This is a genomic window from Bradyrhizobium sp. STM 3843 (genome assembly GCF_000239815.1).
Classification (GTDB): Bacteria; Pseudomonadota; Alphaproteobacteria; order Rhizobiales; family Xanthobacteraceae; genus Bradyrhizobium.
The window spans coordinates 162,699-183,779 of record NZ_CAFK01000299.1; the positions used below are offsets into that span (position 1 = coordinate 162,699).

General features: G+C 63.2%; 22 protein-coding genes and 3 pseudogenes. 4 read left to right on the forward strand and 21 right to left on the reverse strand.

Annotation, left to right across the window (positions count from 1 at the left end):
* Positions 1-46: 46 nt before the first annotated feature.
* The 8 genes from BRAS3843_RS31100 to BRAS3843_RS31135 are packed head-to-tail and all read right to left on the reverse strand — an operon-like array spanning position 47 to position 6,199.
* Complete coding sequence (locus BRAS3843_RS31100; protein ID WP_008973148.1) at positions 47-703, reverse strand: amino acid ABC transporter permease; 657 nt, start codon at positions 701-703, stop codon at positions 47-49.
* A 10-nt stretch (positions 704-713) separates the two neighbouring features.
* A complete protein-coding gene (locus BRAS3843_RS31105) occupies positions 714-1,382 on the reverse strand; it encodes an amino acid ABC transporter permease (protein ID WP_008973149.1) in 669 nt (222 codons plus the stop codon).
* A gap of 51 nt (positions 1,383-1,433) precedes the next feature.
* A complete protein-coding gene (locus BRAS3843_RS31110; RefSeq protein WP_008973150.1) occupies positions 1,434-2,297 on the reverse strand; it encodes a shikimate dehydrogenase in 864 nt (287 codons plus the stop codon).
* Positions 2,298-2,310: 13 nt separating this feature from the next.
* Positions 2,311-3,138 carry a shikimate dehydrogenase gene (aroE, locus tag BRAS3843_RS31115; RefSeq protein WP_008973151.1) on the reverse strand — a complete coding sequence of 276 codons (828 nt, stop codon included), beginning with the start codon at positions 3,136-3,138 and terminating at the stop codon, positions 2,311-2,313.
* Between the two features lie 3 nt (positions 3,139-3,141).
* A complete protein-coding gene (locus tag BRAS3843_RS31120) occupies positions 3,142-4,383 on the reverse strand; it encodes a CoA transferase (protein WP_008973152.1) in 1,242 nt (413 codons plus the stop codon).
* On the reverse strand, positions 4,380-4,850 hold the full coding sequence (locus tag BRAS3843_RS31125; protein WP_008973153.1) for a MaoC/PaaZ C-terminal domain-containing protein: 471 nt from the start codon (positions 4,848-4,850) through the stop codon (positions 4,380-4,382). Before BRAS3843_RS31125 ends, BRAS3843_RS31120 begins: the two co-directional genes overlap by 4 nt.
* A gap of 13 nt (positions 4,851-4,863) precedes the next feature.
* Positions 4,864-5,250 carry a VOC family protein gene (locus tag BRAS3843_RS31130; RefSeq protein WP_008973154.1) on the reverse strand — a complete coding sequence of 129 codons (387 nt, stop codon included), beginning with the start codon at positions 5,248-5,250 and terminating at the stop codon, positions 4,864-4,866.
* A 4-nt stretch (positions 5,251-5,254) separates the two neighbouring features.
* On the reverse strand, positions 5,255-6,199 hold the full coding sequence (locus BRAS3843_RS31135; protein WP_008973155.1) for a ketopantoate reductase family protein: 945 nt from the start codon (positions 6,197-6,199) through the stop codon (positions 5,255-5,257).
* Positions 6,200-6,302: 103 nt separating this feature from the next.
* On the opposite strand from BRAS3843_RS31135, the gene BRAS3843_RS31140 reads away from it, so the two are divergent.
* From BRAS3843_RS31140 to BRAS3843_RS31145, 3 genes and pseudogenes are all read left to right on the forward strand, one after another.
* A complete protein-coding gene (locus BRAS3843_RS31140) occupies positions 6,303-7,286 on the forward strand; it encodes a LysR family transcriptional regulator (protein ID WP_008973156.1) in 984 nt (327 codons plus the stop codon).
* Between the two features lie 506 nt (positions 7,287-7,792).
* Positions 7,793-7,962 (forward strand): annotated as a pseudogene (locus BRAS3843_RS42610) (IS21-like element helper ATPase IstB); the annotation flags it as partial.
* 528 nt (positions 7,963-8,490) lie between these two features.
* Complete coding sequence (locus BRAS3843_RS31145; protein ID WP_277996498.1) at positions 8,491-9,783, forward strand: ATP-binding protein; 1,293 nt, start codon at positions 8,491-8,493, stop codon at positions 9,781-9,783.
* A gap of 510 nt (positions 9,784-10,293) precedes the next feature.
* Here BRAS3843_RS31145 and hemA read toward each other — a convergent pair.
* The 4 genes and pseudogenes from hemA to BRAS3843_RS39940 form a co-directional block, all read right to left on the reverse strand.
* Entirely contained in the window at positions 10,294-11,523 is a 1,230-nt protein-coding gene (hemA, locus tag BRAS3843_RS31150) for a 5-aminolevulinate synthase (RefSeq protein ID WP_008973160.1), read from the reverse strand.
* Positions 11,524-11,748: 225 nt separating this feature from the next.
* Positions 11,749-11,956 (reverse strand): annotated as a pseudogene (locus BRAS3843_RS31155) (hypothetical protein).
* A gap of 63 nt (positions 11,957-12,019) precedes the next feature.
* Entirely contained in the window at positions 12,020-12,253 is a 234-nt protein-coding gene (locus BRAS3843_RS39935; protein ID WP_008973162.1) for a hypothetical protein, read from the reverse strand.
* A gap of 69 nt (positions 12,254-12,322) precedes the next feature.
* The gene (locus BRAS3843_RS39940) at positions 12,323-12,478 is read right to left on the reverse strand and encodes a hypothetical protein (protein WP_008973163.1); all 156 of its coding nucleotides are present in this window, start codon (positions 12,476-12,478) and stop codon (positions 12,323-12,325) included.
* A gap of 605 nt (positions 12,479-13,083) precedes the next feature.
* On the opposite strand from BRAS3843_RS39940, the pseudogene BRAS3843_RS39950 reads away from it, so the two are divergent.
* A pseudogene (locus tag BRAS3843_RS39950) lies at positions 13,084-13,665 on the forward strand (response regulator); the annotation flags it as partial.
* Between the two features lie 77 nt (positions 13,666-13,742).
* Here the strand turns inward: BRAS3843_RS39950 and ureG are convergent.
* The 9 genes from ureG to BRAS3843_RS31210 all read right to left on the reverse strand — a co-directional run bounded on the left by ureG (position 13,743) and on the right by BRAS3843_RS31210 (position 21,074).
* On the reverse strand, positions 13,743-14,414 hold the full coding sequence (gene ureG / locus BRAS3843_RS42375) for an urease accessory protein UreG (RefSeq protein ID WP_008973165.1): 672 nt from the start codon (positions 14,412-14,414) through the stop codon (positions 13,743-13,745).
* Entirely contained in the window at positions 14,411-15,133 is a 723-nt protein-coding gene (locus BRAS3843_RS31175) for an urease accessory protein UreF (RefSeq protein WP_244425518.1), read from the reverse strand. Before BRAS3843_RS31175 ends, ureG begins: the two co-directional genes overlap by 4 nt.
* A 15-nt stretch (positions 15,134-15,148) precedes the next feature.
* On the reverse strand, positions 15,149-16,852 hold the full coding sequence (gene ureC, locus BRAS3843_RS31180) for an urease subunit alpha (protein WP_008973167.1): 1,704 nt from the start codon (positions 16,850-16,852) through the stop codon (positions 15,149-15,151).
* A gap of 30 nt (positions 16,853-16,882) precedes the next feature.
* Positions 16,883-17,206, reverse strand: a complete 324-nt coding sequence (locus BRAS3843_RS31185) for an urease subunit beta (RefSeq protein WP_008973168.1) — start codon at positions 17,204-17,206, stop codon at positions 16,883-16,885.
* 1 nt (position 17,207) lies between these two features.
* Positions 17,208-17,780: a HupE/UreJ family protein gene (locus BRAS3843_RS31190; protein WP_035983369.1), complete on the reverse strand. Its 573-nt coding sequence runs from the start codon at positions 17,778-17,780 to the stop codon at positions 17,208-17,210.
* Between the two features lie 6 nt (positions 17,781-17,786).
* The gene (locus BRAS3843_RS31195; RefSeq protein ID WP_008973170.1) at positions 17,787-18,089 is read right to left on the reverse strand and encodes an urease subunit gamma; all 303 of its coding nucleotides are present in this window, start codon (positions 18,087-18,089) and stop codon (positions 17,787-17,789) included.
* Positions 18,090-18,110: 21 nt separating this feature from the next.
* The gene (locus tag BRAS3843_RS31200) at positions 18,111-18,944 is read right to left on the reverse strand and encodes an urease accessory protein UreD (protein WP_244425520.1); all 834 of its coding nucleotides are present in this window, start codon (positions 18,942-18,944) and stop codon (positions 18,111-18,113) included.
* Between the two features lie 205 nt (positions 18,945-19,149).
* Positions 19,150-20,568, reverse strand: coding sequence for a beta-propeller fold lactonase family protein (locus BRAS3843_RS31205; protein ID WP_244425521.1), 1,419 nt, complete (start codon positions 20,566-20,568; stop codon positions 19,150-19,152).
* Positions 20,493-21,074 carry a cytochrome P460 family protein gene (locus tag BRAS3843_RS31210; RefSeq protein ID WP_008973173.1) on the reverse strand — a complete coding sequence of 194 codons (582 nt, stop codon included), beginning with the start codon at positions 21,072-21,074 and terminating at the stop codon, positions 20,493-20,495. The genes BRAS3843_RS31205 and BRAS3843_RS31210 overlap by 76 nt, the downstream gene beginning before the upstream one ends.
* Positions 21,075-21,081 lie beyond the last annotated feature (7 nt).

Below are 21,081 nucleotides of genomic sequence, written 5' to 3' on the forward strand. Positions count from 1 at the left end.
CTCCTCTTGGTAGCGGCTGTATTTTGATTGGGCAGGTGCGCCGTTCCTACCTTTGACTGGCCAGGGCGAGCCTGGCTTCCATCCGGCTGCCCCACCATGAGAGTGGCCAGCAGAGGATGAAATACATTGCGCCGACCACGCCGAAGACGAGCAGCGGCTGGAAGGTCTGGTTCGATACGATTTGACCGGCGCGGGCGAGTTCGATGAAGCCGACGATGGCGGCCAGCGAAGTGCCCTTGATGAGCTGGACGAGATAGCCGATCGTTGCCGGCAGCGAGATGCGGGTCGCCTGCGGAAGCACAACGTCGCGCATGCGGGATGAATAGTGCAGTCCGAGCGCCATCGCCGCCTCGGTCTGACCGCGCGGCACGGCCTGTATCGCTCCGCGCCAGATCTCACCAAGGAAGGCCGAGGCATTCACGGTGAAGCCGATCGCCACCGCGACGAAGGCTTCGAGCTTCAGCCCGGTCAGCGCCAATCCGTAATACACGACGAACAGCTGCAGCAGCAGCGGAGTGCCCTGGAATATCCCGATGTAAATGCGGACGATCCATTCCACGCCCTTGTGACCGCAGGTGCGCAGCAATGCGACAGCCAGCCCCGCCGTGCAGCCGCCCGCAAACGCGACCAGCGTAAGCAGCATCGTCCATTGCAGTCCACGCAGCAGGAAGCCGAACTCAGGGAGGCCAAAATGCGGTGCCATGATCTCCCCCTCAGCGTGTCGGATATGAGAAGAAGCGGTGAGAGATGACGGCGAAGCTCAGCATCAACAGCCAGGAGATCGCGAGATAGAGGAAGGTAACGAAGAAGTAGACCTCGAAGCTGCGGAACGTGTCGCTTTCGATGCGCTGCGCAACCGACGTCAATTCGTAAGCCGACACCGCCGAACAGATCGACGAGGTCAGCGTCAGCATGATGAACTGACCCGTGAGCGAAGGGTAGATCGCGCGAAGCGCGGGCTTGAGCACAATGAACCGGAAGACCTGCCCTTTGTGCAGTCCGAGCGCGTAGCCGGCCTCCAACTGTCCTTTATGAATGGATTGTACCCCGCCGCGGATGATCTCGATGGCGTAGGCGCCGCCATTGACACCGAGTGCGATAACGGCGGTGGCTGTCGGATTGAGCTTCAATCCGATGAGCGGCAGGGCGAAGAACAGAAAGAAGATCTGCACCAGGAAAGGTGTATTGCGCACGATCTCGACGAAACCGATCACGAGAGCACGCAGCCATGCCGCCTTCGAATCGCGTGCCGCGACGCCGGCGACACCGATGATCATTGCGAGCGTCATTCCGGCCAGCGCCAGGCCCAAGGTGCCCACGCATCCCCACAGCAGCGCGGGCATCGCATGCCAAACCACCGAGAAATCAAGCGTGTAGCCCATCGTGCGTTTCCTCTCGGGCGTTGTGCGTACCGCTCGCCCATCGGTCGGGTATCATCCTCCCAGAGATATGAAAGTCGCAAGGAAGATGTCTGGATCAGGTGAGATGCCCGTGAACAGGCGGAAAGCTTCGGTGCCCTGGAAGATCGCCATGCCACCACCATCGACGGTGCGGCAGCCGAGGGCACGCGCCGCGCGCAACAGTGCGGTCTCGAGCGGGAAGTAGACGATCTCGGCGACCCAGAGACTCGGACGCAGCAGAGCAGTCGGCAGCGGCGTCCCTGGATACTTCTCCATGCCGATCGGCGTCGCGTTCACAATTCCGTCTGCGGCAGCCACGGCGGCTGCGACGTCCTGGCCGACCTTCAGGCGCCCGTTTTCGAATCGAGAAGACAACCCGTCGACCACGCTCCGCGCCTTTGGCAAGTCGACATCTATGACCGTCAGATCCTGCACGCCAAGCTTCATGAGCGCGAACGCAACCGCGGCGCCCGCGCCACCCGCGCCGAACTGGACGACGCGGCCGAGCGGAGCACCTTGCATGTTGCGGCGAAAATTCTCCGCGAAGCCGAACCAGTCCGTGTTGTGGCCGGTCATTCGGCCATTCCTGATGACCACGGTGTTCACGGCGCCAAGCGCTTCTGCATCCGGCGAGAGCTCGTCCAGCAGCGGAAGGATCGCCTGCTTGCAGGGATGGGTCACGTTAAGCCCATCGAAGCCCATCCACTTTGCTGCCGTGAGCAATTCCGGCAAGGCTTCGGCATCAAGGTTCAACTCTGCCAGATCGATCTTCTTGTAGAGATAGCGGATACCGGCCGCGTCAGCCGCGGCTTGGTGCATCGGCGGGGTGCGCGACGCCGCGATGCCACTGCCGATCAGACCGACGAGAAAGCTGGGTTTCGGATGGACCGCCAACATGTCTCGTTGCCCGTCAGGTCAAGGGAACGGTTAGCTTGGCGATCACCTCAGCCGTGCTCGGCCTGACGCCGCGCCACCAGACAAAGGCTTCCGCCGCTTGCTCGACCAGCATGCCGACACCGTCCGCCAGCTTGGCTGCGCCCGCTGCGCGGGCAGCGTGTAGAAAAGGGGTCAATCCTTTGCCATAAGCGAGTTCGTACGCCAGTTCCGCGCCCTGGAAGACATTACTTGGCAGTGGGGGCGTTTCGCCTCGCAGGCTGGCCGAGGTCGCGTTGACAACGACGTCATAGCCTTCGGCGAGATCGGCCAGTTCAGCATAGCCGCTGACGATCAGGGGACCGCGGCCCGCAAACTCGTCAGCCAGTGCCACCGCTTTCGACAGTGTTCGATTGACGAGAACCAGCTCGGAAGGCTCCTGGCGCAGGAACGGCAGCAGCGCACCACGCGCCGCCCCTCCAGCGCCGAGCATCAGGACGCGGCGGCCCTTCATCTTCACAGCGAGGTTCACGGTGATGTCGCGCACAAGGCCGACACCGTCGAAATTCTCGGCAATGACCCGGTCGTCCTCGAACTTCAGGCAGTTTGCGGCGCGAGCGCGTCTGGCGCTCTCCGAAAGCTCGGTTGCGTAGGCAAAAGCATCAAGCTTGAACGGGGCGGTGATGTTCAACCCCTTGGCGCCCTCAGCGCGGAATTGATCGACCCGTGCGGCAAAGCCGCCAATCGGGCCCTCGATCGCTTCATAGGAGAGGTCCTGCCCGGTCATTTTGGCGAACGTGCCGTGGATGAAGGGGGACTTCGTGAACCCGATCGGATTGCCTATCACGGCATAGCGGTCAGTCATCGCTCACTCCTCCACGGCGGCTTCGTTGTAGAGAACGCCGTCGCGGACCATCGCATCGACATTCTCCAGCGAAAAACCGAGCGATGCGGCAATGCGGCGGTTATCCTGCCCAAGCAGGGGTGCCGGAGTGCGTACCCTGGTGTCACAGTCGGAGAAGCGAAAAGGCAGGTTTGGCAATGTCACCTTGCCGAGCACCGGATGCTGCTGCTCGACCAGCATGCCGCGGGCATGGATCTGCGGATCCCTCACGACCTCTTCGATGGTCTGCACAGGAGCGGATGGCACACCTGCTTCCTCGAGTGCGGCAAGACAGGCATCCCGGGACGGCTGCGACAGCGTCCAGTTGCGCACAATCTCCATTGCCTCGGCATAATGAGCGTTCCGCGCGGCAGGCCTGGCAAAGCGCTCGTCGGATGCGAGCGCGTTTCCACCGATCAGCGTCGCCAATCGTCGCCACGCGTCATCGACCTGCGCGGCGATGACAAGATTGCCGTCCTTGGCGGGGAAGACTCCGTAGATGGTCGAGTCTGGTTGTCCGCTGCCGGTCTGCTTGGGCAGGTCGGTGCCGCCGGAGAGGAAGTAACGCTGAACCGCGTAATCGTGCATCGAAACCATGCAGTCGTACAGCGCCAGATCGATGTGCTGGCCGCGGCCGGACGATGCGCGACCAACCAGCGCCGCATTGATCGCTGCGACACCGTGAATGCCGGTATACATGTCGGCCAGCGGCATCCGCAGCAGCGGCGGTGCTTCACCGGGCGAGCCCAGTTGCGCCAGCGCGCCCGACATCGCCTCTGCGATCAGGCCGAAGCCCGGACGGTCGGCATAGGGACCGGTGTGGCCATAGGCGGAGACCGAGCAGTAGATCAGCCTGGGATTCCGCGTGGACAGCGCCTTGTAACCGAGCCCGAGACGCGCGAGTGCGCCAGGGCGGTAGTTCTCGATGAAGACGTCGGCTGTGTCGACCAGCTTCATCATCATGTCGAGACCACGCGTGTCGCGCAGGTCGATGCACAATCCCTGCTTTCCCATGTTCTGCTGAAGGAAGTAGCCGGATTGGCCGTCCTTGAAATACCCATGGGCGCGGCCCGCATCGCCTTGCTTCGGACGCTCCACTTTGATGACTTCCGCGCCCATCGCGGCGAGGCAGCGGCCCATGAAGGGACCTGCCAGGAAATGGCTGTAGTCGATAACGCGAATGCCTTTGAGCGGCAGATCTTGGAGCGGCAGATCTTGCGCGGTCATGCCTGCTCTCCTGCGGCGCTGGTCTTCGGGCGCATTGGAATCATCAGCCGATGCTCACCCAGCTGCACCACCTCGCCGCGCTGATTGACGAGCTCCGAGGGCAGCACCACGATGCCCCACCCATCGCGCTTGGTAGTGCGCATTGAACCGACGCGGAACTTCACGTGGACGGTGTCGCCGAGCTTGATCGGCAGCTTGAAATCCCACGTCCAGCCCAGCGACATTCCCGGAAGGAAGCGGTAGTCGGCACGAGTCTTCAAACCGTCGGCCAGCGACAGACCAAACAGCCCGTGCGCGACGCGCGTACCGAATGGTGTGGACTTGGCGTATTCCTCGTCGACGTGAACAGGCGTAAAATCACCCGTCAATTCGGCATAGGCGTTCACCATCGCTTCGGTGACCGTCACCGAGGGAGTGACGCATTCGTCACCGACCTTAGCATCGTCCCAGTAGCGCTCACCGGTCATGTCGCGTCTTCCTCTAGGCACGGGGATTGATCGCCAGGGCCGCTTCCACGGCACCTGCACTGGCCTGCAAGATTTCGAGGTTGAGGCCGCCCGGCAGCTCCAGCCAGTTCGGCCCGGCAGGCAACGCCTTGGCGCCCCAGGCTGCGGCACGGGCGAGCACGCCTTCATAATCGTCGACCATGATGCCGAGATGGGCGAGACGCCCTTCCGGTCCAGCAAAGTTGGGATCTTCAATAAGTTGCACGCTTCCCAGCACCCACACTTGGCGCGGACGCGCGCCATGGCCAGGCTGCTCGTCGCGGATACCGAGACCAAGCACCTCACGAAAGAAAGCGACGTGACGATCAACGTCCGGCACGCGGATCGCGACGTGTTCGACATAGGCGCGAGGCAGCGACATCGTCTCAGGTCTTTCCAGGATAATCGCTGCGGGCGTATTCGATGCCCTTGACCAGCGCGACGAGGGTGGAGTTGACCGGGGTCGGCACCTTGAGCTTGGCGCCCCAACGCACGACGGAGCCGTGGATGTAATCAACCTCGGTCAGATTGCCGGACTGCAAGCTCTGCAACATCGACGTCTTGAACTCGGGCGGCAGTCCGGCAGACGCCATCGTCCAGGCACGTCGCGGGTCGGTAATCGAGATCTTCACGCCGGCGGCCTGCGCGACCGCGATGCCCTCTGAGATTGCGGCCAGCGCGCAATCTTCCAGGATCGGTAGCGAATAGAGGCCGCCATAGGTCAGCCCGGTAATGGCGGTAACCCCGCCGCCGGCGACGTTGATAAAAAGCTTGTCCCACATCGTGCCCAAGATGTTGTCGCTGAGCAGCGTGAGGATGCCGGCACGATTGAAAGTCTCGGAAATTCGCCGGGCGCGTTCCGTCAAGCGTCCATCAAGTTCGCCAACAATAGTTTCCTTGCTGATGACCCCGGAGCGAACATGACCAGGGCCCAGCAGCACGCCACCGACATAGGTTTTGCCCGCCATGACCCGGTCACGACCAACCTCCTCGGACAGGATGTCCTCGTGGCCAAGACCGTTTTGAAGCGACATCACGACCGTCCGCGGCCCAATGATCGGCGCTGCCGCCCGGATGGCATCCCGCGTGTGATAGGATTTGACCAGGACAATGACGAGGTCTGCCTCTACGCCGACCTCGGCCGCGGAAGTGCAAGCAGTGACCTTCACGACGGTCTCGGCGTCACCTTCGAGCATGCGAAGGCCGGCGGCATTGATTGCGTCGACATGAGCCTGGAACGGATCAATCAGCCAGATCTCGGCCCCGCCGCGCGCCAGCGTGCCGCCGATGGTCGACCCTAAGGCCCCCGCTCCGATAAAGCAGATCCTCATCCGAACGCTTCTCCCAGCGCCTTTCTCGGCGTTGGACGCGTGGTAGCAGGCTGGTCGACATTAAGATATGCTATGATCCTTATACGTATTATTGTAAATCACAATGAAGCACTCAGATCATCGTGCCGAGACCAACCTGCTGGACCCGCGCCTGCTCAGGCTTTTCGACGCATTGTTCACCACTGGCAGCGTCACCAAGGCAGCCGAGAAGCTCGGTCAAAGTCAGCCGACGATCTCGATCTGGCTGGCACGCCTGCGAAAGGAATTGGACGATCCGCTCTTCATCCGGTCAGCGGAAGGGATGCTGCCGACGCCGCGCGCCGATGCTCTCATCGGCACGGCCAGACAGGCGTTGGAAATGCTGCGCCGTCTCGCGGAGCTTCGCACAGACTTCGATCCGACGACCGCAAAGCGCCGGTTTGCCATCTGCATGACGGATGGGAGCCACGTCACGCTGCTCCCCTCCATTCTCGCTCACGTCCGCCGCGTTGCCCCTGGCGTTCGTATCGAGGCGACACAGATCGGCTCCGACACCCCACGGATGCTGCAATCCGGCGAGGCCGATTTGGCGCTCGGCTACATCTCGGATCTCGACGCCGGGCACTTCCAGCAGGCGCTCTTTCCGCAGGACTGGGTCTGTTTGACCAGCGCCAAACACGCTCGAATCCGCGACCGGATGACGGTAAGGGATTTTAGGCGCGAAGCACACGTCCTCATTCGCTCCGGCACGGGACATCAGTTGCTCGCTGGCGCGCTACGGGAGCAGCGGATAGTCCTTGAGGTTGCGCTCGAGCTACCCGGCTTTTTGGGACTACCCGCAATCATCGGGACGACTGATCTGGTCGCCACGCTTCCAAGACACATTGGCGAGACGCTGGCTCACTACTACGGACTACGCGTGCTCGACTGCCCGCTGGCAATCGCCGGGTTTACGGTGAAGCAATATTGGCACGCCCGTTTCCATCATGACCCGGCAAGCCAATGGTTGCGCCAACTCTGCGGGGAGCTCTTTCAACAGCAGGAGGTACGGGGTCTCCATCGTTCCGGTCGGCCAAGGAAACGAAGGCCACGCGATTTGCCGTCATAATGGGTCTGCTTTCGGCCCTACTTGCCATACGACCGAGCCTAAACGCCCGTTTCGCGCCAAAGCGCTGCCGATGTCATGTGCCCGGTCCTCAGCGCCGCGGTTGGTCGCAGAGGCCAAGGCTGCTCCCATCGCCTTTGCAACCGACCAATTCACGCGAATGTTCAGTGGGCTACCATCCGGAGCGTTAGATCGTAGATAATCGTGCTTTGGCGTAGAAAATCGCAGGATTGGTAGCGGGGGAGCGCTACCGCCTTTCCCCACACCACCCGAACTTACGATATTTCATTCAATCTTACGCATAGGGTCGTTTGTGAGCTCTGGGACCAACCCAGCTCTACGCTCGTATCGAGAAATAATGGAAGACCTTCGGCTACCAGTCGGGTGAAAGCGACCTTCGTCGCGGAAAATCGAAGATGCGCCTGGTCCGGGAATCAAGAACAACTTAGCAATGGTCCTAGCTAGTGGCGCCCTTTGACCCTGCATCTGGGCGGGCCATTGCCGCCGCCGGCAACGATAGCTGGCGGTTCAAGAGGCGAGACGACGATCACGTCACCCGCGCTCGTCTCGCCTCCGCTATCCCGGCCAGCTCCGACGAGACGAGCGCTACCGCCAGACCCCACCGCGCGAAGGGATCAAAATTGGACGCCGATGAGGGTCGAATTTGAACGCCGATTGACACCGAGCAGGCGTCTATTCATTGATGGAAGCACAAACCACTGCGCGCAACGACCAAACCGGCTCGGCGGAGACTGAAGCCGGCACAGCCGCTGCAGCTGACCGTTTTGGACCTTTACAAGCCCTTTCAGCTCGTTACGATCCCGGATGCCTGCCAACGGATCCTGAGCCAATGATTGGCCGGAAGTTGAGGCGTGTCCGGCCGACCGATTGCTGATGCGGGAGGACCGTCGCGGTGAGTGAGACCGAAGGGCAGCCGCTCGCCCTCCAGACGATTGCAAAGGCTGGCCAGATCATCGCCGCCCAGATTGGCTTCGACGGAGTCGCTACAGCGCTCCTCAATGCCTCTCTCGATCTCTCCGGCGCGGCGCGAGGCGCGGTCGTTCTCGCGGCCAAGGGCGATCTGAGGCTGAGCGAGAACGGCTTCGAACCGGGGCTTCCGTTAGTCTCCAAGCTGAAGCCCGAGGGCACGTTGACCGATTTGCCCTCGCAAGTGATGCGGGCGGTCGTGGAGACCCGAGCCCCGCACATGCGGGCGCTCCAGTCGGAATCGTCCGCCACCGTTCTATGTACGCCGGTGTTGTCCGGAAACGCGCTTAGGGGACTCCTTTATCTCGAATTCGACAGCAGTCGGCGCGAAGCGACCTCCGCCGCTGCTGCGGCTGTCACGTTGCTCGCGTCACAGGCCGCGCTGACTCTTGACGCACTCGCGGAGTTCGGATCTCAGCGCGAGGAGCCCGTCTGGAGGAGCAGAAGCCGATCGACAGGCAGCATCGCCACCTTCCGCTGGAACCCCGCGACCAGGCTGGCCACGGGGTCTCCGGAATACTACGAGATGCTCGGCTTCGATCCCGAGGGCGGTCCTATCGACTTCGTCTCGATGACGAGCCGGGTCCATCCGGCCGACTATCCCACTGCCCAAGCGGTCGTGGATGACATTGTGAGACGTCGTGCTCCGCTCAGGATGGAATTCCGGATCATCCTGCCATCAGGCGACGTCCGGCAACTTCTGTGGTCTGGTCAATTCGATCTGACGAACCCGGTCTCGCCGGAGCTGGTCGGCGTCGTCATGGACGTCACCGAACTGAGGGCCGCAGACGATCTGCTGCGCGCGGCTCAGGAGGACGCAGACCGCCAGCTGCGCCTCGCCTGGCTTGGAGAAATGGCCGGATCCATTATTCACGAGGTGAACCAACCGCTCGGAGCCATTATTTCCAGCGCGGATGCCGCGGCGCGCTGGCTCGAACGGGAGCGGCCAGATGTCGAGGCCGCGATCAAGTCGATCCAGCGGATCCGCGAAATAGCGCACAGGGCTGGGCGCACCGTTGCCGACATGCGGGCCCTCACGTCGAAATCCTCGACGGAGATCGTCGACCGATCCATGAACTCGATCCTAGGCGAGGCCCTGCAGATGTCGTCGGCAGTGCTCGGTCGCTCGGACATCCGAACCGATACAGCGTTCGATCCGAACCGTCCCGTGGTGAGCGTCAACCCGGCCCAACTTCTGCAGGTGATGCTGAACCTCATCCACAACGCTGTCGACAGCATGCGCGAGGTGCGCGATAGGCAGAGGATCTTGAGCACCCGGACGCGGACCGACGGCGGCCTCGTGATCGTCGAAATCGCGGACAACGGCGTCGGATTGCCCGGTGGCGACACCGGCCGCCTCTTCAATCCGCTGTACACGACGAAAGCGGGCGGCATGGGCCTCGGTCTTTCGATCTGTCGTCGCGTGGTTCACGCGTACGGCGGCACCATCGCCGCGCGTCCCAATGCTGAGTTCGGCGCCACGTTCGTCGTCAGTCTTCCGCGAGCGGAATGAGCGGAGCCGCCAAGCAGAAAGGCCTAGCGGGGCTTGGGTCCGCCCTGATAGTGCCATCTCGACGCGCCGGGCGTTTGCCCCATCGCGGGCTCCAAATTTCTCGTATAATCGGCGAACGCGGAATTCGGGTCCCGCTGTGAGATGGCGGCTCTGGATTGTACAGTTTTTCCGGCCGCGTCCGGCCAGTAGCTCTTGTCAGAGATTGTCGAACCGGCGTCGGCACTGGCAGGCAGCGCCGCCAGAAGCGCAACTGCGAAAAGGCTCTTCGTCAACATGATTCGGCTCCATCATCTTCGCTGAAGCGCGACTGTCGCGCTCGAAAGAGGGGTTCGGCGGTGGCAACTCCTCAGTTACAAGCTCACCGCGACGTGAGATGGCGGCTTCTGTTTCCAGCACAACAGCCAGCCCATAGAATTGCGCCCGCGCCAGCGCACACGACGATCGCGCTCAAATCGTTGGCAACGAGCTCGCCAAAGCGACCTGCGCGTACCACACTGCTCGAGGCATCCCTCACTCTGCCGCCAGCCCGCGGTAGCGCAGGGGCAATGCGAGGCGTCTCCACACATCGCCTAAGGCTTCCGCGAGCGCCTTTATCAGGGCGTCATCGTGGTAGGGCGTCGGGGTAATGCGCAGCCGCTCGGTGCCGCGCGAAACGGTCGGATAGTTGATCGGCTGGACGTAGATGCCATGCTCGGCAAGCAGCAGATCGCTCGCGTGTTTGCACTTCTCGGGGTCACCGACCATGACCGGAACGATGTGCGTCTCGGTCAGCATCACCGGCAGACCGGCGGCATTGAGCGCAGCCTTTACTTTGGCCGCGCGATTCTGATGTCGCTCGCGCTCCCATTGCGAGGCCTTGAGGTGTCGAATTGCCCCGGTCGCGGCGGCGCACACGGCCGGCGGCAGCGCGGTGGTAAAGATGAATCCCGGCGCGTAGGAGCGCACCGCGTCGATGACGTCGGCGCTCGCAGTGATGTAGCCGCCGAGGCAGCCGAACGCCTTCGCCAGCGTACCCTCGACCACGTCGATGCGGTGCAACGCCCCTTCCCGCGCCGCGATGCCGGCGCCGGCCGGGCCGTACATGCCGGCCGAATGGACCTCATCGAGGTAGGTCATGGCACCATAGCGTTCCGCCAGGTCGCAGATTTCGTTCACCGGCGCGACGTCGCCATCCATTGAATAGAGCGCCTCGAACAGGATCAGCTTTGGCCGCTCGGGCGTCTCGGCCCCCAGCAATTCTTCGAGATGATCGATGTCGTTGTGCCGCCAGATCTTCTTTTCCACGCCGGCGCGCCGAACGCCCGCGATCATCGAATTGTGGTTGCAGGCGTCCGACAGGATCACGCAGTTCGGCAGTAGCCTCGCGATCGTCGCGATGCCGGTCTCGTTGGACACGTATCCCGAGGTGAAGACCAGCGCCGCCTCCTTGCCGTGCAGGCCGGCGAGCTCACGCTCCAATTCGACCAGCGGATGGGTGGTGCCGGAAATATTGCGGGTGCCGCCGGCGCCGGCGCCCATGCGGGTCGCGCTTTCGACCATGGCGCCAATCACCTTCGGATGCTGCCCCATTCCAAGGTAATCGTTCGAGCACCAGATCACGACCTGGCGCGGACCATCCGGGGAGTGCCAGATCGCATGCCGAAAACGCCCGGCGATGCGCTCGAGATCCGCGAACACACGGTAGCGCCGCTCCGCATGCAGGCGGGCAAGCGCGCCGGAAAAGAAATGATCGTAGATCACGGCGCGGAATCTCCCTCCGGTCGGTCTTCCCCGTTCGCAAGCGATCTCCATGCGGGCCGTCCGCTATCCATGGAACCGATGAAGAAAGAGACGGCCGGTCCCCGGGAGGGAAGGACCGGCCGTCGACGCCGGCGAGCAATACCTCTGCGCCGGCGAAGGTCTTGCGCAAGCGCGCAAACCACCGCGCCCGAAGCGGATGAGCCGGCCGGCGGCCTGATGCTCATGCTAGGCTTCCTTGCCATCATATCTCCCGATGACGCAGCGCCATGCCGCAAGCCGCTCGGCCGGATGCTGCTTCATCCACTCGGCGAGCTGCGGCGCGCCCATCAGGCAGGACTGCATCGACATGCTGGCGAAGTCGGAGGTGGTCACGGTCTGCTCGTGGCAAATCGCCGGAGACGAGAGACTGAAGGACCGCGATGATCTTGATCATGAGAGAACCTCGTTACCGCGGTCGTCCTTCGCGCCGCCGGTCGCATGATTTCCGCGCCCTGCTTCAATGTGGCTTGCCGAGCACGAAAGCAAAGGGAACGAGGAACAGCTCCTCACCGAGGTCGTCGTTGACGTGCAAGACCCAGCAGCGCCAATCTTCGAGGCTCCGCACCATGGTGAGGGACCTTACGACGCGGGTCGCGTGATCCCGTGCCTCGGCGAGGTCGTCCACCACGGCACCGCGGCGGTCGACCAGAACTTCGCTCCTGTTGGAGCAGTGGAAGTACACATGGGTCATGTCCAGCCCCGCTCGACGGGCGGTCCCCCTTCGGTTCGAGCAACCGAGCGAGCCGCCGCTCTCGCTGCGTCAACCTGTGAGGCCTTCTCCGCGCGCCGCGTAGTCGTCGGCGAGGGCCCTGAGTTGATCCGCGACCGCGTCATCGGTCATGGTCTTGGCGGCGCGAAATAACGTCTGCGCCGCTCTTGTATATTCTTTGCTTCGTTGCGAGATCCGGAATGTCATGACGGCCTCACGCGACGCTCGGCGGCTGGTCCAACCCGCCGCGGAGCCACGTCAACCAATTGCGATCGCTTGCCCGGCGCAGATTGAAGCGATCCAGGCACGTTCTGGAGCAAAGGGGGGTTCGCCACGAGTAGTAACGGAGGAGGCCAAACTTGCCCTCACAGAACGCGCATCGTGCGGCTCTTCCGTGGTTGAGTCCCTTGGAGAAATTGTTCATCGCGGTCTCCTATCGGAGCTATTGGTCGATCATTCCTTTCAACAACGCGCCTCGGGAGCGACTGCGTCATTCCGAGGCATGGAGCTTTGGACCGTAGGCACAGCATAAGGCGCGCGAGCCGAACCGCTCAATTGGACGTAGGTAAGCGCCGGACGTCTGAAGGGGCTACGGACCTATACGAAGGTCTATTGCGTCCGCGCCAAAACACCGACGTTGGGTCGTGGGGACGTCTCGGCCGCGCCGAGCCGACGATCCCGCCATGCAGCCCTCGAAGTAACATGTTCGCGCGCGTGTAACTCCGCAAACGCCATTGCCGAATTGGCAATCGGGAGGCGGGGGGCGCCAGGCGTTCGGCGCTCTACGAGCACGGATAAATCGGAGATGAGCCATGCCCGCCGACCAGCCGCTCATTGCGATCATCGACGGTAACGAACCCTACCGATGGAAATTGCGCCGCCTGCTCGGGACGGCAGGTCTGACGATCGAGCTCTTCCATTCGGCCGAAGAGTTTCTCCGGAGAGGCGAGGCCTGTCCACCCCATTGCGTCGTGCTGGACGTCGAGCTGCCCGGCATGAGCGGCCTCGCGCTTCAATCGCAACAGGCGAGGATCGGGCGACGAACGCCCCTGTTGTTTCTGACCGCACAAAACGAAGCAAGAGCGTGCGCCCGGGCGATGAAGGCGGGGGCCATCGACTATCTCGTCAAGCCCATCCAGGACGGGCAGCTCGTCGATGCCGTGCAACGGGCCATCGCGTGCGATCGGTTGCGGCGGCTGCAAGAGCAGCGCCTGGACGAGCTCCGCGCCAGGCTTGCGTCGCTTTCACCTCGCGAAAGAGAGACCATGGCGTTGCTTGCGGCAGGACAGGGACCCAAGCAGATCGCAGGACAATTGGACGTGTGTACCCACACCGCCCGCGTCCACGCCAGCCGGACCATGTCCAAGATGGGTGCGCAATCCATCGCGGATCTCGTGCGGATGGCGGACACTCTGAGACCCGCGTCGATTGAAGTCGTCGTCAGCCGACCGCACGACCGGCTCGACCGAAGTCAACGAGGTCCGGCATCCAATCCGCCCTTCGCAAGCATGAAGCCGGCGATTTCATCGAGGCCCTCGCCGCTCTTCAGATTGGAAAAGACGAAGGGCCGCGTGCCCCGCATGCGTCGCGCATCCGATTCCATGACCTGAAGATTGGCGCCGACCAGCGGCGCAAGGTCGATCTTGTTGATCACGAGCAGGTCGGATCTCGTGATGCCGGGCCCGCCCTTGCGTGGAATCTTTTCGCCCGCGGCAACATCGATCACGTAGATGGTCAGGTCCGCCAGCTCCGGGCTGAAGGTGGCCGCGAGGTTGTCGCCACCGGACTCGACGAAGCACAGCTCGGCGCACGGGAATTTCACGTTCATGTCCGCGATTGCGGCGAGATTCATCGAAGCGTCCTCGCGGATCGCCGTATGCGGGCAACCTCCCGTCTCGACGCCCATGATGCGCTCCGCCGGCAGCGCGCCCGCGCGCGTCAGGATGAGCTGGTCCTCCTTGGTGTAGATGTCATTGGTGATGACGTAGATGTCGTAGGAGTCGCGAAGATGCTTGCAGAGCGCCTCAACGAGCGCCGTCTTGCCCGATCCGACGGGGCCGCCGATGCCGACGCGGAAGGGACCATGAAGGGTCGGGATTTTCCCGCTGAGCCGAAAGGCAGTCTGGTTTTCTAGGATCTTCATGACCGGAATAACCTCGTATATTGGGTCTCGTGCGCAATGGAGGCGAATTCGACCATGAGCCCGGCGGAGCCCAGGTCGTCGAGCGTGGCGCGCTCGTCTTGCGCGCACGCGGACAAGACGGCCTGCTCGAGTTCCGCAATCGCGAATTGGCCGTCGGTCTGGCCGAGTGGGATCAGCCGCACGCCGGCGGTGACCAGGTTGGCGACATAAGCGAGCAGGAACGCGGGCAGCGCCAGACGCAGCGGACTCCGCTCCCTCGCCGAGCGGGCGCCGAGCACGACGGCCAGGACGGGCGGGACCTCCGTCTCCGACAAGACGTCCAGGATAGGGTCCGGCCACACCTGTCGAAGCATGCCGAGACTGGCCGCCGCCTGCTGCGATGCCTCGAGCGCGAACTCCGATGTCGCGCGGAAGGCGGCGGCGAGCTCGGCGACCTGAGCCAAGCCCGTCAGATCCTCCTCGACAGCGCAGCGATAGGCCTCGCTGAAGAAGATCGCCTCGTTGCGGCCTGATCCGTAGCGAAGGTCCGCCTCCAGCCAATCGACGAGGCTGTTGCGGTCGACGACGTGGCCTGTATCGGCCGCCCATTCGAGGCCGTGCGAATAGCTGTAGGCGCCGTTCGGGAATGCCGGCGAGAGCCAGCTTTGCAGGCGCAGCAGCGACCGCGGTGAACAGGCGTGATCGCCCTCCGTCATGATCTGAACTTGTCGGGCTTGCACGGGCGCCGTGCTCCCTCAGTACAGGAAGTAGCGGCGGGCCAGCGGAACCACATTCACGGGCGGACACGTCAGCAGCCGGCCGTCGGCTCGCACCTCGTAGGTTTCCGGGTCGACCTCCATCCGCGGCAGCGCGTCGTTCAGGATCATGGCGCGCTTGCCGATCCGACGCGTATTCGACACGGGCAGAAGCTGCTTCGCCAGTCCGAGCTGCCTGGTTCTTTGCAGCGAGGCCTGGCTGACGAAAGTCACCGAGCTCCTCGTCAGGGCGCGACCGAACGCGCCGAACATCGGCCGGTAGTATTCGGGTTGAGGGGTCGGGATGGAGGCATTCGGATCGCCCATGGTGGAGGCCGCGATCATGCCCGATTTGAGGACCAGGTCGGGCTTTACGCCGAAGAAAGCAGGATCCCAGACCACGACATCCGCGAGCTTTCCCACCTCGATCGAGCCGACATAGCTCGAAATCCCCTGAGCGAGCGCGGGATTGATCGTGTATTTGGCCACGTAGCGCCTCGCCCTGAAATTGTCGTTCTCGCCGACCTCCTCGGGCAATCGCCCGAATTGCTTGCTCATCTTGTCCGCGGTCTGCCAGGTGCGCGTGATCACCTCGCCGACCCGGCCCATCGCCTGGCTGTCCGAGGACATGATCGAGAGCGCGCCCAGATCGTGCAAAATGTCCTCTGCGGCGATCGTCTCCTTGCGTATCCGGCTTTCCGCGAAGGCAACGTCCTCCGGAATGCGGCGATCGAGATGATGCGTCACCATGAGCATGTCCAGCGCCTCGTCGAGCGTGTTCACAGTATAAGGCCGCGTCGGATTGGTCGAAGCCGGGATGACGTTCTCTTCGCCGCACACCTTGATGATATCCGGCGCATGACCGCCCCCGGCGCCCTCGGTATGAAAGGTGTGGATCGTCCTGCCCTTGAATGCGGCGATGGTATCTTCCACGAACCCGCCCTCGTTCAGAGAGTCGGTATGGATCATCACCTGCACGTCCATGTCGTCCGCAATCCCAAGGCAGCAATCGATGGCGGCAGGCGTCGCGCCCCAGTCCTCGTGCAGCTTCAGGCCGCAGGCCCCGGCCTCGATCTGCTCGACGATGCCGGCGGCAAGGCTCGCATTGCCTTTGCCGAAGAATCCCAGGTTCATCGGAAACGCATCGGCGGCCTCCAGCATGCGACGGATGTGCCAGGGACCCGGCGTGGAGGTTACCGCCGTGGTGCCGGCCGCAGGTCCGGTCCCGCCGCCCATCATCGTTGTCACGCCCGAGTAGAGCGCCTCCTCGATCTGCTGCGGGCAGATGAAATGGATGTGCGTATCGATGCCTCCCGCGGTGACGATCTTGCCTTCCCCGGCGATGATCTCGGTGCCGGGCCCAATGACGATTCCGACGTCGGGCTGCACGTCGGGATTGCCCGCCTTGCCGATGGCCGCGATCAGTCCGTCCCTGATCGCGATGTCGGCCTTCACGATGCCCCAGTAATCGAGGATCAGGGCGTTGGTGATGACGGTATCGACCGCTCCCTCGCTACGTGAGCGCTGCGATTGACCCATGCCGTCGCGGATGACCTTCCCGCCGCCGAACTTCACCTCCTCGCCATAGGTCGTAAAATCCTTCTCGACCTCGATCAGCAGATCGGTATCGGCCAGGCGCACCCTGTCGCCGACCGTGGGGCCGAACATCTGCGCGTAAGCCGCGCGGCGCATGGTGTAGGGCATGTCTTTGCTACCTCGGTCGATGGAAGCGGGTCAGGCGGGAGTCACCGGCGGCAGGGCGCCCATCACGGCGCCCGCGAAGCCATAGACCGTCCGGTTACCGGCATACGGAATCAAGGAAACATCGCGCGACTGCCCCGGCTCGAACCGCACCGCCGTTCCGGCCGGAATATCGAGACGATATCCAACCGCAGCGCTTCGATCGAAAGCGAGCGCCGCGTTTGCTTCCGCGAAATGATAGTGGCTGCCGACCTGAACGGGCCGATCCCCGGTATTCGCGACATTGATCGAAATGGGGACCCTGTCCTTGTTCAGGACGATGTCGCCGGACCTTGAAAGAACCTCGCCTGGAATCACGTCAGCCTCCCGACCATGCCAGTCCCGCCACGACCGCGCATGCACCCGCGCCACTCAGAAGGAGCGGCGCGGCCAGGCTCCTGAGCCCGACGCCGATCGCGATGCCAACGGCGTGAAGCGTCACGGTGGCCAGCGTGAAGCCCATCGCATACAGGATATGGCTCGCTCCCAACGCCGCCGTTCCGTGAGCGTGTCCATGGAAGAATGCGAAGACGCCGACCGCCAGCGCGCCCAGCACCGTCGGGGCGCGCACGCCGAGCGCAACCAGCACTCCCAGCATGACGATAGAAACGCCGATCGCCGGCTCGACGAAGCTGACCTGCAGCCCTGCGCTCGCCGCTGCAAAGCCTGCGAGCATTGCCGCCACGAACGCCATCGGCCACACCACCACGGCACGCCCACCCCTGAGCAGGCTCCAGAGCCCCACCATGGTCATGGCGATGATATGGTCGGCCCCGCCGAGAGGATGCGCGACGCCGGCGCCGAATGAACTCACCGCGTCGCCCGTGTGGGCGGAGACAGGGCAAACGATCATGTCAACAAGCACCGCGCAGATCAGACCTCGCCACATCATGTCCTCCTATCGAATGGGGTTATGTACCGGCACGAGCTTCGTCCCGTCGGCGAACGTAGCTTCCACCTGCATCTCGTGGATCATCTCTGGAATGCCTTCCATGACCTGGTCCCGCGTTAGGATTTTCCCGCTCTCGGACATGAGGTCGGCAACCGACTTGCCGTCGCGAGCGGCCTCCAGGATGAAGTCCGTGATCAGCGCGATGCTTTCCGGATAATTGAGCTTCAGCCCTCGCGCGAGCCGTCCTCGCGCGATCATCGCCGCCACGGCGATCATCAGCTTGTCCTTCTCGCGCGGTGTGAGATACAACGCCTTCCTCCATGACAGCAGCTAGCACGACCACATCCTCGGCACCCCGAACGGGCCGGCGCCGAGCTCTCGACCGAATTGTTCCAGCAAAATTCGCAGCCCGCGTTTCAACTTGGCACCGTCGGTCGCCGCGACCCGAACGACGATGAGCGCGCCGACGATCGTTGCGGCGCATTGGCAATCGAGCGAGAGCGCTATTTCGCGCAGGCAGCTCAGCCGTGCGTCGAGACATGGCCCGAAATAGACGAGCGTGCCGGCGGCCTTCCATTCACCCAGCAGCGCCGCCCTGCGCAGCTGCCCGAAGACCTCGTTCGTCAGACGAAGGCCGTCCGCCCAGATGAGGCGACCATCCCTCCTGATGCGCCAGCCATCGGCGACGTGTCCGGCGACGACGTCCTCTCCGCGGGCGGTCCGGCCAAGAACGAGCCATTCGAGCGCAATCAGCTCCGCGCCGGAATGAAGATCAATCTCCGTTTGCCGAACGATGCGCGCGTTGTTGAAGACAATCGTCTCTTGCGGAAGCCATGCCAGCCGCGCGGTCTCGCAGACCGTCAACCTCGTCACGATCCTGGCCGGCCGATCCAGGGCGCGATAGATCTTCTCCGCGGCCTGGTTCGTGACCACGACGGCGGCCTCTCCCCGTGCGACGACCTCGATGTCCAGCCGATCTCCGCCGGCGATCCCTCCCGACGCGTTTACGATCACGACTTCCTTCGCGGATCCGCCGGCGACCTCGGGAAACATGAGCGCGATCGGAAATCGCTGATGAACCTCCGCAACGCGCGTGCGCTCTCCGATGCCGGTCAGAACGACCCGGCCGGCACCGCGCGCCCGCTCGAGATCGACGTCGCGCACAATCGTTCCGCGCTCAGGCAGGGCCGCAGGATCGCTCGATTTCCGGTACGGACTGAACTGGTGCGCTGCTTCCAGCATCGGCGGAAAAGCTCTTGGGATCGGATAGGTTGACGAAGGTCGCGCATGACTCCGACAGACGGCGCGGAGCGATGGGCGTGACGACAGGCAAAGCCGTCACGCCCGGGTGCTCTGTTGCGAAAGCGGATCAGAACCCCGCAAGTCCCTGAGGACTGTTGTATGGGATCTTGACGCTGGTGATCTCCGTCAACGAACCGTCCGGCTGCGCGCTGTAGCCCACCAGTTTGCAGGCGTTTCCGTAGATCTGGTACAGGTACGCGCCGTCCGGCGTCATCCAGTTGTCGCTCGGCCCACTCGTCACGGTTCCGTTCAGTCCACGCGCGGTGCCGTCGCCCGGAATCCTCGCGCAGGCAGGATCGCGGGCGATCTCCAGGCCGCGGCCGTTGATGCGGTAGCTGCTGATGTTGCTGTAGCCGAAGTTCGTCGCGTACACGGTTCGGTCATCGGGAGACACGGCCAACCAGCACAGCTCCGACGGAACGCCCGCACTCGTGTCGATCTTCACGAGCGGCCCGATGTTGACCGTGCGGTCCTTCTCGATGGTGCCCATCGAGCATCCGTCGCCGACGGCGTATCCGATGATGAAGGTATTCGGGCGCTCGTGCAGGAAGGCGATATAGAACGGCGATCCGCCCTTCGCGTCGTAGAACCTGGCAGTGCCGAGCGAGCCGTCCTTTTGCAGGACGAAGACCGCGAGGCCATCCGGGTCCGGCGCATTCGATGCGATCGAGTGAAATGCGCCACCGCCTCGCTGAACCCAGAGAATCGGAGAGCCGTCCGGATACACGCCCGTCAGCGCGATCGGCTCATCGAACGTGGTGCCGACAAACACCAGCTCCTCGCCGGGCGAGACCACCACCATGGTCGCGACACGGTTCCTCTTGCTGTAGGTGTTCACGGAGTATCGCTCCGGTCGCAATGTGAGCTTGCCTTCGGCATCGACCGACATCAGCCGAAGATGATCCGGCCCAAACGAGTGCAACACGAACAGCGTCCGGCTCGTGGGCGCGAAAGCCAGCGACTTCGCGGTACCGCTCCTTCCCTCCACGGAATTTCCCGTCGGCTTGACGTCGAGCAGCGTGAGCCGGCCGTCGTCGCTCAAACGGAAGCTCGAGACGGAATTGTCCCCACCATTGGTGGCCAACAGAAACCGCCGATCCGGCGTCAGAATGACGCTTCCGGCACCTTCGAACGAGTTCGGCGCGCTCTCCTGGCCGCTGATCGGCTTGAATTCGCCCGAGCCGGCGCCGCCGGTGCTGACGCGCTCGACTTCGGTGAGCGCGCCAGTCGCGCTTCGCTCGTAGTGGACGATCGCGTTGTCGACCTCGTTGGTCTGCATGTAGACATGCCCGGCTTTTCCTTTAGCCATGGACATGTCCTTCGTCATCATTGCCTCTTTGGCCATGCTTGTCTCCTTCGGTTGCGTTCGGTTTCGGGGGAGCGGATGTGCCGCGTAGCGAAGCGTCCCCTCTATCGCTTCAGCGGCGGGTACCCGTCGACGTAAACCCAATCGGATGCCTGCGCCGGCACGTGACAGGACTGACAATCGACCTTGTAGTCTGTGGACGTTGTCCTCGAGGGATCAGTTGCGTCGAACCAGGACCATCCCCAGCCGTCGCCCCACAGCGGATTGCCCGGATGTCGGTTGGCGCGGTCCTTCACCATCACGAACCAGCCCTTTAATGCGCCGGCGCGGCTGACCGTGCCGGTCGTCATCTCACCAGTTGCGGTGCTGAACACCTCCTTGATCAGCACCGCTCCGTCCGGAAATCGTTTGTCGCGTCGATAGGCGTCGATCGTTCCCGGTGAGGCATAGACGACGTGGAGCTCCTTCGAACCCTTGCCGTCGTCGGCCGCGATCGCCCAGCTTCCGAGGACCTGATAGCTCGTCCGATAGTCATCCGGCACACGCAGATGTCCCTCGGAATCCGCGGCGGTCTTGCCGGCGGTCGCGGCACTCGATTCGGCCGCCCATATCGAAGACCGCTTGGCTGCGGCCGCGATCCCAAGGAGCACCATGACTGCGAGGCCTGCGGCGCCGATGGCTTTCATGCTGGTC